A 10,116-nucleotide genomic window follows, 5' to 3' on the forward strand; every position below is an offset into this window, starting at 1 on the left:
TTATCTAGGTAAAACCCCCATCCAATCCCAATTCCTTGCCCAATCTTAATTGTAAGATATGAAATTAAAAAACGTCATATAGGTTTTTGGACCTATACAATGACGAGCACGAGGCCAACGACGCTCATGCTCGCATGGACATCTTTGCTCGGCTCAATGCAGCCTCTGCGAGGCTCCATCGGTGCTTCGGGTTCTTTGGCCATCCCGCGTCGAGGAAGAAAAATGAAACAACCGACCATTACGGCGGAAGATATGTCCGCCACAAATTCGGCAGGCGAGACCAGGCGACGGGGAAACCGAACCACGCGCGTGCCTGAAATCCTCGAGATTTCAATAAATGCCTTTGCCACCGATGGGTATGCGGCGTTCAACCAGCGGCGTGTCGCAAGTGAGGCCGGACTTCAGTTGAGCACGCTTCAGCACTACTTCCGAACAAGGGAGGACCTGCTGCGGGCCACCGTCGAGGCAATGGGCGACCGCTATTTGGATTTGTATCGCAAACTGTCCAGGGATAGTTCGCTTACGCCTTTGGCACGTCTGGACAAGATTGCCGATGCGACATTTGACGCGCTTGCGCGGCCGAATAGCCACTTCAGCGCCTTAGCGATTGAACTCTGGAGTTTGGCTGAGCACGAGGACTTCGCTCGTGATCTGCTTGAGGAAATCACCGGAGAAAACCAGAAGATATTTGCGGGTCTGGTCTCGAAGATCAATCCAGGATTGTCGTCAGAGAACAGCACTCTGCGAGGCGCATTGCTCACATCAAATTTGCAGGGCTTGCTCCTCTTTGTACGTCGGGCCGGCAAGAACACTCCAGATCTCGACGGACTTCACTCTATGACGAAGGTAGTCTGGAGAGCATTGAGCACCGCACCAGGGCCGTCCTGAAAGCCTAGCAGCGTGAACACGAGGCCGCAGCCGGATTCACGCCCGCAAAGACATATTGGCTGATGCTGAGCCAGCAATCCAGAAATCGTGGACGACGAATACCGCACCGAGCGACGAAGCAATGAGCACACGCCGGTCCCGTCGGCTGATACGAGAGGCCGGGCCTTGGCTGATAGCCATAATCTGTCTCCTGTTGAGTCGCCGGTTGCCAGCGATCTTGCGGTCGGCCCGATGCGCGGCGACCCGCGCGCTCGCCTAGCTTCTCGTTCTCTTTTGTCTCGGTGTTGCTCCAGCCTGGATGAAGATCTCGACCTCTTCGGGTCGATAGCCGACCTCTGCCATGACGGTGTCGAGGTCGGCGGCGAAGGTAGGTGGTACGGCTCGAACGCGTGCGGGTGTTCGCGACAGTTGCACCGTTGGTCCAATCCCGCGGTAGCCAGGCAGTTCGACCACCATTCCTCGGGCACGCGTATGCGGGTGTTGCAACACGTCTTCAACAGAATTGACTTTCGAAGCCGAAACGCCCACCTCCGTCAGTCGCTCGCACAGCACTGCCGCGTCGAAATCGCACAGAATGTGCTCGATTTCTTCGCGTAAGGCGTCGCGGTTCTCTACCCGGGCGCGGTTCGTTGCAAATCGGAGATCATCGATCAGGTCATGACGGCCCAACATGCTGCAAAAACGCCGGAACTGCCCATCATTTACCACACCGATGAAGACCACGCCGTTGCACGCGTGATATACGTCATACGGGGAGATGTTGGGATGTGCATTGCCCGTGAGCTTTGGCGCCTTGCCCGACGCAAACCAGTTCGACGGATGCGGATGCAACAGGCCCAAGGCGGTGTCAAACAGTGAGGTCGCCACCAGTTGCCCGCGGCCCGAGCGGTTGCGCTCAGCGAGCGCAAGCAGGATACCGATGACAGACGAGAGGCCAGTGGCGGCATCGACGATTGGCACACCAACCCGTGTCGGCCCGGTCTTCGCGTGCCCATTGACACTCATCAGCCCACAAAATGCCTGCAGCACCGCGTCGTAGCCGGGCAGGCCGGACAGCGGGCCCTGTTCGCCGTAGCCGGAAATCCGACAGTAGATGAGCTGCGGGAAGCGCTCGGCGAGCGCTTCCTCATAACCGATACCCCATTTGCGCATCGTGCCGGGCAGGAAATTCTCGATGAGCACGTCGGTGCTGGCAAGCATGTCCAGCAGAATTTCACGACCGCGCGACAGCGAAAGATCAAGCGAAATAGCGCGCTTGTTACGGTTCAAGCCGTGAAAATAGGCGGCGCTCTCGTCGACGAACGGCGGCCCGAGTTCGCGGGTTTCGTCGCCTTGTGGCGGCTCAACCTTGATGACATCCGCGCCATGGTCGGCAAGTATCTGGCCCGCATACGGGCCGGCAAGCACTCGGGATAAATCGAGCACCTTTAGACCTTGCAACGCGCCTCCGCCCTTTACGCCGTCGCATCCTGCATCATGAACTGCTGAGTCCGTCACTTGCGTCTCCTGAATCTCTTCGTGGCGCAGTTATGCTCTGTCCCTTGCGGCAGCCACGCGGCCGTTTCCGCTTCACGTTCAGCTTCGCGCAGGAAGCTCCACGACACCGCCCCCAATTACAGAAAGCTCATTGTCCTGATTGGTCGCTTCCTGTTCGATCTCGACCAGGTGACGCCCCGACTCCATGAACTTGCGCTTGACTCTGCCCTTGATGAACAGCATGTCGCCCTCAGGATTATGGCGGCGAATCTTGCAGTTCGCGCTGCGCAGGAAGCCGTCGTCGCCCATCCAGTTGGTGAGGTGGTGCGTCAACCAGGAACAGCGCTCGGGGCCATAGTCGTACGCGCCCGGTGCACCGACCCGCAGCGCGAACTCCTCTTCCCAGTGCACACGTTCCGGGCAATCGGGAATTCCAAAACGGTTCTTGATCCCAACCCCTGGATGTGCGTCGATCAGTTGCCACGCCAGCTTGTTCGCCCGGATGTAGAGGCCGCCCCAGCCTTGGGCGAATGCGATGAAACCCGTCACCGTCATTGGCCCCTTGAACATAACCGGCAACGCCTCACCCTCCGTCACGTCATCCCAGTAGCGAGTTTCCGCGCCACGCACCTTCTCGTTGCGATAGAGGTCGTAGGCTGCCGCCAGTTCCTCCTCGGAATAGTAACGGGGTGCACGCGATTTCACTTCCGCATACTTTGTGCCGCGCTCGCGCGCATGATCGCGCTCTGTACGAAAACACCAGCTATCGGCGTCGGCGACGAGGTCCCCCTCCTGATTGTAGAAGTCGACGTGGTATATCTGCTGGATCGCCCGGCCGGCAAAGCGCGTATCGTGCTCAATCAGATCCTTGAGCCTCGCTTCGGTCGTGATCACGTCGTTGCGCCTGACGTGCTTGTGCCAGTTCCAGTCCGCGCCGGACCACATTGCATGCACGCCAGGCAAACCACCCACATACCCGGAAACGATGCGGTTTGTCGCGAACAGAAAACTCGGAAGCGCAATGAGGCCACCGTGTCTCGTCGTCGCGGCGTAGTCAGGATCGCACCACAGAGGGTTGTCATCGCCGATGCCGTGTGCGTAGTGGCGGACGTTGTCGCGCGTCGCCTCGTGACACCAGGGCTCGACAGTGGCGCCGATCTTCATCCCGATACGCTTGCTCAGTTCCTCCAGTCCCTCGTCGGTGATCTTCGGGAACGTGACCTGATCTTCTGCCATACACTCCTCCTTGGTGAAATCAATGTGAGACGGCCGAACTGGATCGCTCGCACTCGCGTAATGCCCTGCGATTGACTTTGCCGGCGGGATTCTTCGGAAGCTCGCCGACAAACTCGACGAGGCGCGGGTACTCGTGCTGGCTCAGACGCGCCCGCACCAACTCCTGAATTTCATGAGCGAACGCTTCGCTGCCCTCGCGCGTGGAAACCACGAACGCCTTCACAACATGGCCTCTCAACGGGTCGGGCACGCCGATTACCGCTACCTCGCGGACATCGGAATGCTTCAAAACGGCGTCCTCCACCTCCACGGCACTGATGGTCCAGCCCGCCGAAATGATCACGTCGTCCGCCCGCCCGCGATGAAAGAAGTAACCTTCTTCGTCAATCCGTCCGAGATCTTTCGTTGGTAGCCATCTGCCACCGCGCCAGACCACAAGTTCGCCCGTAACGTTTGGCGCGCACGGTTGTCCGTTGGTGTCGTGCACCGCAACCCGAACTCCCGGCACGGCTTTGCCCAGCGAACCATCCTTGACCGGAAAATCCGGCGCACCGGGATAACTCGCCAGAATCACGCCGACCTCGGTCGTGCCGTACATGCTGCACACAGCGCAACCGAAGACCTTCCTGATGAACTCCGCGCTCTCGCTGTCGATCGGCTCTCCAGTGAACGTCAGTTTCTGGATTGCGTAGACATACTGATCGGTGACGCCGGAATTCCGGATCATCCGGTAATGCGTCGCAGCAGCGGACATGTTCGTGAATTGATGTTCAGCGAGTGCGCGCAGCAGGCGTTCCGGCACGAACTTCCCAGCGTAGGCGCCGATCGTCGCGCCCAGCGCGAGCGGTGCAAGCGTGCCATGCCACAGGCCGTGCCCCCACGCCGGCGAGGAAGGACAGAAGAATCGCTCACGTGGTCTCACGCCTGTGCCGTACAACGCGGCACGCAGCACCATCACCAGCGAGCGGTGTGTATGGCGCACGGCATCGGGCAATTCACGGGACGTGCCCGAGGTGTATTGAAAAATCGCCAGATCGTCGCTCTGCGTCGCCGCCGCGAACCGGGTGGGATAGCGGGAAAGACATTCAAACCACGCCTGATTCGCGAAAATCAGCTTGACGCATTGGGAGGAACCAACGACCTGCGCCTTTTCATCGTGGGTGATCAGCGCAGATGGCTTGCAGTCCTCCATCCGCAGACGCAGCCCGTCTTCTCCAAACAGCGTGAAAAGCGGAACGGCAATCGCACCAAGCCTCAGTACTCCGAAAAGAGACGCATAAAAAGCAAGCGACGGATCGAGCATGATTCCCACCCGGTCGCCTGCGCGCACTCCCTGCCCGTGCAGGTAGTGCGCGACCTGTGATGATGTTTGCGCGATCTGGCTGAAGCTCAGGATCTCATCCCGGCCATCGGCATGGGCCACAATCACGGCGGTTCGGTCGTCGAGGGCATGCCGGTCGATGCATTCGTGCGCAATGTTCAGAAGCGATGGCGCCCCGTCGACGAGGTCCCACAATGCATCCGGACTGAAGTGCCGTTGTGCATCGGCATAGGAAGTGTACGCCGTCAGTCTGCTCATCTTGAAGTGTCTCCATGTTCTTACGGCCTGCTAGCTTGAAACTCACTTTAGGAGTCGCTTGTTCGTTTGTCAAATAGGATGTACATTTGTATATATACAAAACGGAGCAAAGTATGAGGCGAATCCTCGAGAAGGCAAACTCCGAACCGGAAAAGAAGTTGGCGCCCCCCCGTGTGCGGCCAGTGCCAGCGGTCACGCGATCGATCGCCATCCTGCGGTTGCTAGGCGCCAGTCCGTCGCCGCTTGGAGTCAAGGCCATTGCCGACGAACTTGACCTGGTTCCGAGCACCTGTCTCCACATCCTGCGCGTCCTCGTCGACGAAGAGCTGCTCAAGGTCGATCCCGCGACCAAGCGCTATAGCCTCGGGCCCGGGATGCTGGCGCTGGCGCGCAGCGCGCTGAAGCGCGGGGGCTTCAATGACGTCGTGCAACCGTATCTGGACGACATTTCTGCAAAGTTCGGTGTCACCGCGATGGGCGTAGAACCGAGCGGCTTGAAGCACATGGTGGTGAAATCCCTTGCCGCATCCGAATTGCCCATCAGCCTGCACGTCGAGCTCGGAAGCCAATTTCCTGCGCTAATCAGCGCAACGGGCCGCTGCGTTGCCGCATTCGGAAACTTCAGCACCGATGAGTTGAGGAGTGGGTTCGATTCGTTACGGTGGCAAAACCCTCTGTCGTTCGACGCGTGGCTGAAAGAGGTCAACACCACCCGCAAACGCGGCTTCGGCGTGGATCGTGGCAACTACATCGCTGGTGTTACAGTCATCGCCGTTCCAATTCTGGATTCGAAGCAGCATATGGCCTTCGGGCTCGCTGCCGTAGGCCTCACCGATCACCTGAACGCGTCACGGGTTGGCATGCTGGCCACCGAGCTTGTCGATGCTGCCATGGAACTGGCGTCGCGTCTGCCCTCTCTTCGCTGATCATGAACGCTTACCTCACTCCAGTCGAACTAGTGAACGCGGGTTGGCGGCTCCACACGCGAAAGGGTTTCACTGGACTTGTCGGGCCACTGTGGAGCCGGCGAGACCAGGATGGGGGGGTGACGCTGGGCGTGATCACTGGCGACGACCATCTGAATCCCGGTGGCTTCGTCCATGGCGGCCTGCTCGCTACCCTACTCGACCACGTAGTTAGCACCCTCGCCTGGGAGGCGGCGAATCGCACCCCATGCGTGACGATTCAACTCGATACGAAATACCTTACCGCTGTGCCCAGCGGATCATTCGTCGAGGCACGCGGATCCGTCATTCGGCAAACGCGCGAACTCGTTTTCGCGCAAGGGGAACTACGAGTTGGAACCGATGTGGCAGCAGCCGGGACGGCGGTGTTAAAAATCGTCACGCACGGACGTAAGCAAGGCAACGATGATTGAGCGGCCAAATTGTCCTGCGTTGATGCCGACAGTTGATATTGAAGCAAAGGGCGATCGAGCTTTGCGGATAGGCCTAGCCTCGTGCAGTCAGGGTCATGTGCGCTAGTGCAGTGTTCGGTTCTCGACGAAACTTGTATGGATTCTGGTTGAAAGTGAGCCTCGGTGTCGATCAGGCCACAAAGGGGAAGATCGCCGTCGCAGCCCATGCTGCCTACTCGGCCTCAAATACTGTGCACGGCAACATTGATGTCGCCGGGTGCAATTCGAGGATTCGTCTCATACTTGGCTCCATTTTGTATATATACAAATCAATATCCTATTTGACAAGTACACAAGCGAATCCTAAAGTGGGCTTCAAGCTAGCAGGCCGCAAAAACATGGAGACACTTCACGATGAGCAGACTGACGGCATACACTTCCCATGCCGATGCACAACGGCACTTCAGCGCTCGTCGCGCCTTCGCAGTTTAAGCATCCCGGCCCATTGAAGGAGAATCGGTATGAGCACGATCTACGACACCCCCCTCAAGCGCACCGATGGCGCCGAAGCAAGTCTGAACGACTATCGTGACAAGGTACTCCTGATCGTCAACACCGCCTCCAAGTGCGGGCTGACTCCGCAGTACGAAGGACTGGAAAAGCTCTACCAGGCTAAGCACGCCCAAGGGCTGGAAATCCTCGGCTTCCCCGCAAACAACTTCAATGGACAGGAGCCGGGTACCGACGCCGAAATCAGCGAGTTCTGCTCTCTCAACTACGACGTGCATTTCCCCCTGTTCTCGAAAATTTCCGTGAGAGGCGCCGACCGACATCCGCTGTACGCTGTGATGACACAGGCGCAGCCGACGGCGATCGGCGACGGCCCGTTCCGAGAAGTGCTCAAGGGTTATGGTATTGACACTGGCGCCCCGCCCGACGTGCTATGGAATTTCGAGAAGTTCCTGGTCAGTCGACACGGCGAGGTCGTAGCGCGCTTCGCCCCAGATACGGTCGCCGACGATCCGCGCCTGTTGCAGGCCATTGACGCGGAACTGGCCAGGCCTTGAGCCGACCTCCCCCTTCGTGCCGCAGAAGTATCAGTCAAGCAGCCGGAGGAATATCCGAATGGGAGCCTTAAAAACCTTGGGTTTGTAATCTGAGGCAAGCCCGAATTAATCCAAGGGCTCGGCAGCTTCGCTCGCCAATGATTACTTCAATGAGCAGTGCTTTTTCAAATCGCCTGGCGAACCGGTTAATCAAATAGGATCACACCGCGCAGCTGCTGCGCGATAACGTGGCGTCGCGACCTTCTTCTATCCGCTGTCGCAGAGCCTGCCTGATGCGGTATACGCAGTGCGCCGGAAAAAAGTCTACGCTGGATTATCAGCGTCGGTATGGGGTACCCGATCGTAGGTTCTCCCGAGACGGTGGCGCGCCAGACGACGGCGATTTCCGATGCCGATATCGACGGCATTCTGTTCACCTGGGTCAAGCCGCTCGAGGACATCCGTCGAGTGACGAAAGACGTCCTCCCCATTCAGGAAGATTACGGCTTGCGCCGGCCACATATAAGCCGCGGCAAGATTGATCAATCGGTTCTCGTCTGAAAATTCGGAGGAAAGAAAGTCATGTTCGCAGCTTATGTGGAAAAGCCCAATTTCGACTCCCCATTGTCGGCGCTTATCGTTGGCGAGCACCCCGAACTAAGGGTTCCAGAAGGGTGGGTAAGGGTCAAGATGTCCGCCGCCAGTCTCAACTGGCACGATATCTGGACACTGCGAGGCATGGGCGCCGCCGCCGGTCGACCCGAGATTTTCCCCATGATCCTCGGCTGCGATGGGATCGGCACTCTGGACGACGGCACGCGGGTCGCCATCTATCCAGTCATCGGCAATACCGATTGGAGAGACGACGAGACGCTGGATCCCGACCGCAATGTGTTCAGCGAGCAGTTTCACGGATCATTCGCCGACTACATGGTTGTGCCGCGGCGCAATGCGTTGCCTTTGCCACAAAGCCTTGCGTCGGTTCCGGCCGCCGTTTTAGGGGCCTCGTGGCTTACCGCCTATCGGATGATGTTCACCCGCGTGCGGCTGCGGCCCGGACAGACGGTCCTTGTCCAAGGCGCGTCCGGCGGCGTCGCTACCGCGCTCATTCAGCTTGGCCGTGCGGCCGGCTTGCGGGTATGGGCGACGGGGCGCTCGGAGGAGAAGCGTGCTCTCGCGGAAAGTCTCGGCGCCCACCGGACTTTCGCGTCCAACGAATCGCTTCCGGAGAAGGTCGATGCGGTGTTCGAACCGGTCGGGGCGGCAACCTGGAAACATTCGATTCATTCTGTGCGGCCGGGGGGTACTGTGGTGATCTGCGGGGTGACAACCGGTGACCAGCCGGGCGCGGAACTGGCTCGCATCACATTCGACCAAATCACAGTGACCGGCGTCTTTGCTGGAACGCGTAGCGAATTCAGGGATCTGATCACCTTCGTTGACCAATACGGGTTGGAGCCTCAGGTTGGCAGGGTGCTGCCGATTACGGAAGCCGCCGAAGGGATGCGGATGATGTGGGAAGGAAATGTTCCCGGGAAGATTGTTTTCAGTTTCGCGGGTTCGTGAACCGACGTGAGTTTGGCCCAAGACGAGACAGACATTTCGGAGACGGTGCTCTCGGATGCCCGCGCCGGTCGATCATGACGAAAAGCACCGGAGCGTCATCGAGGTCGCTTCGCGCCTGCTCGCCAAATCGGGTCTGAGTGCACTGACCGTTCGCGACGTGGCGCGCGAGGCCGGTTACAGCACGACAATCGACACGCACCATTTCAAAAACAAGGATGAGTTGTTGACCCTTATCTTCAAATACAACCAAACCTGGTTCGTCACTATCACCGATGATGCGTTACGGAAAAGTGGCGGCGACCTCAAAGCCTTCATGACGTCGGTGATGCTCCTGGAAGACCACAGCATCCAATGGTGGCAAGTCTGGTTCGATTAGATTACCCAGCTCGACTCAGATCCCGAGATTTCTTCGATTCACCGGAACGCCAACACGCCCTGATCGACGCCGAGCTGGAAACGGTTTTGCGCGTGCCCCCGAATGCCTGGGCCAAGACCTAGAAACGGATTCAGTGGTCAGATCAGATTGAACTGAGCGCTGAATCCTTCTCTACCTATTTGAATCAGGGGCGATTCAGACATCAGGCTGACTCAGCCTGATGTCATCGCGCTCTACTAACCGTGTCCTCGTCGTCGTTCGTCTCATATCGTCCTCCCGCAAAAATCGGCTCCTATCAAAAGCCGGTAGGAGAGGCCTATGCAGCAAAAGCCCGAGGTGACCACTCGGGCCAGCTTGCGAGCATGAATCGCAATAGCCTGGACGGGTAACGAAAATGGCTATAGTCAAACGCCTTGGCGACCGCCGATCCTTCGGAAACCAAAGTGATCGCCGCATTTGGCGACCAGCATGGGCACCCCGTCGAGTTGGCAACGCAGCGCCTAGCAGGCTGTTGAAAAGCGCCCCGTCATGAGGACCGAAGCTATGTTCAGGAGGCTTGCGCGTGCGATTTCCCGCTGAATTACCGGTTCGC

The 10,116-nt window shown here is 58.5% G+C and carries 10 protein-coding genes; 7 read left to right on the top strand and 3 right to left on the bottom strand.

The window, feature by feature from the left end; translation table 11 throughout:
- Nucleotides 1-222: 222 nt before the first annotated feature.
- Nucleotides 223-888, top strand: coding sequence for a TetR/AcrR family transcriptional regulator (locus tag P3T22_RS32930; protein ID WP_429327242.1), 666 nt, complete (start codon nucleotides 223-225; stop codon nucleotides 886-888).
- A gap of 255 nt (nucleotides 889-1,143) precedes the next feature.
- On the opposite strand, the gene P3T22_RS32935 is transcribed toward P3T22_RS32930, so the two are convergent.
- From P3T22_RS32935 to P3T22_RS32945, 3 genes are all read right to left on the bottom strand, one after another.
- Complete coding sequence (locus P3T22_RS32935) at nucleotides 1,144-2,385, bottom strand: CaiB/BaiF CoA transferase family protein (protein WP_429327243.1); 1,242 nt, start codon at nucleotides 2,383-2,385, stop codon at nucleotides 1,144-1,146.
- A gap of 78 nt (nucleotides 2,386-2,463) precedes the next feature.
- Complete coding sequence (locus P3T22_RS32940; RefSeq protein WP_429327244.1) at nucleotides 2,464-3,600, bottom strand: FAS1-like dehydratase domain-containing protein; 1,137 nt, start codon at nucleotides 3,598-3,600, stop codon at nucleotides 2,464-2,466.
- A gap of 19 nt (nucleotides 3,601-3,619) precedes the next feature.
- On the bottom strand, nucleotides 3,620-5,179 hold the full coding sequence (locus P3T22_RS32945) for an acyl-CoA synthetase (RefSeq protein ID WP_429327245.1): 1,560 nt from the start codon (nucleotides 5,177-5,179) through the stop codon (nucleotides 3,620-3,622).
- 113 nt (nucleotides 5,180-5,292) lie between these two features.
- On the opposite strand from P3T22_RS32945, the gene P3T22_RS32950 reads away from it, so the two are divergent.
- The 6 genes from P3T22_RS32950 (at nucleotide 5,293) to P3T22_RS32975 (ending at nucleotide 9,524) form a co-directional block, all read left to right on the top strand.
- Nucleotides 5,293-6,105, top strand: coding sequence for an IclR family transcriptional regulator (locus P3T22_RS32950; protein WP_429327246.1), 813 nt, complete (start codon nucleotides 5,293-5,295; stop codon nucleotides 6,103-6,105).
- A 119-nt stretch (nucleotides 6,106-6,224) separates the two neighbouring features.
- Nucleotides 6,225-6,557, top strand: coding sequence for a PaaI family thioesterase (locus P3T22_RS32955; RefSeq protein ID WP_429327247.1), 333 nt, complete (start codon nucleotides 6,225-6,227; stop codon nucleotides 6,555-6,557).
- Nucleotides 6,558-7,057: 500 nt separating this feature from the next.
- Entirely contained in the window at nucleotides 7,058-7,603 is a 546-nt protein-coding gene (locus P3T22_RS32960; RefSeq protein WP_429327248.1) for a glutathione peroxidase, read from the top strand.
- 327 nt (nucleotides 7,604-7,930) lie between these two features.
- Nucleotides 7,931-8,143 (top strand): hypothetical protein, encoded by a 213-nt coding sequence (locus tag P3T22_RS32965; RefSeq protein WP_429327249.1) that lies wholly within the window; start codon nucleotides 7,931-7,933, stop codon nucleotides 8,141-8,143.
- A 21-nt stretch (nucleotides 8,144-8,164) separates the two neighbouring features.
- Nucleotides 8,165-9,148, top strand: a complete 984-nt coding sequence (locus P3T22_RS32970; RefSeq protein ID WP_429327250.1) for a zinc-binding dehydrogenase — start codon at nucleotides 8,165-8,167, stop codon at nucleotides 9,146-9,148.
- Between the two features lie 55 nt (nucleotides 9,149-9,203).
- On the top strand, nucleotides 9,204-9,524 hold the full coding sequence (locus P3T22_RS32975; RefSeq protein WP_429327251.1) for a TetR/AcrR family transcriptional regulator: 321 nt from the start codon (nucleotides 9,204-9,206) through the stop codon (nucleotides 9,522-9,524).
- Nucleotides 9,525-10,116: the final 592 nt, after the last annotated feature.

Origin of the sequence: Paraburkholderia sp. GAS348 (genome assembly GCF_050434205.1) — a bacterium.
GTDB lineage: Bacteria > Pseudomonadota > Gammaproteobacteria > Burkholderiales > Burkholderiaceae > Paraburkholderia.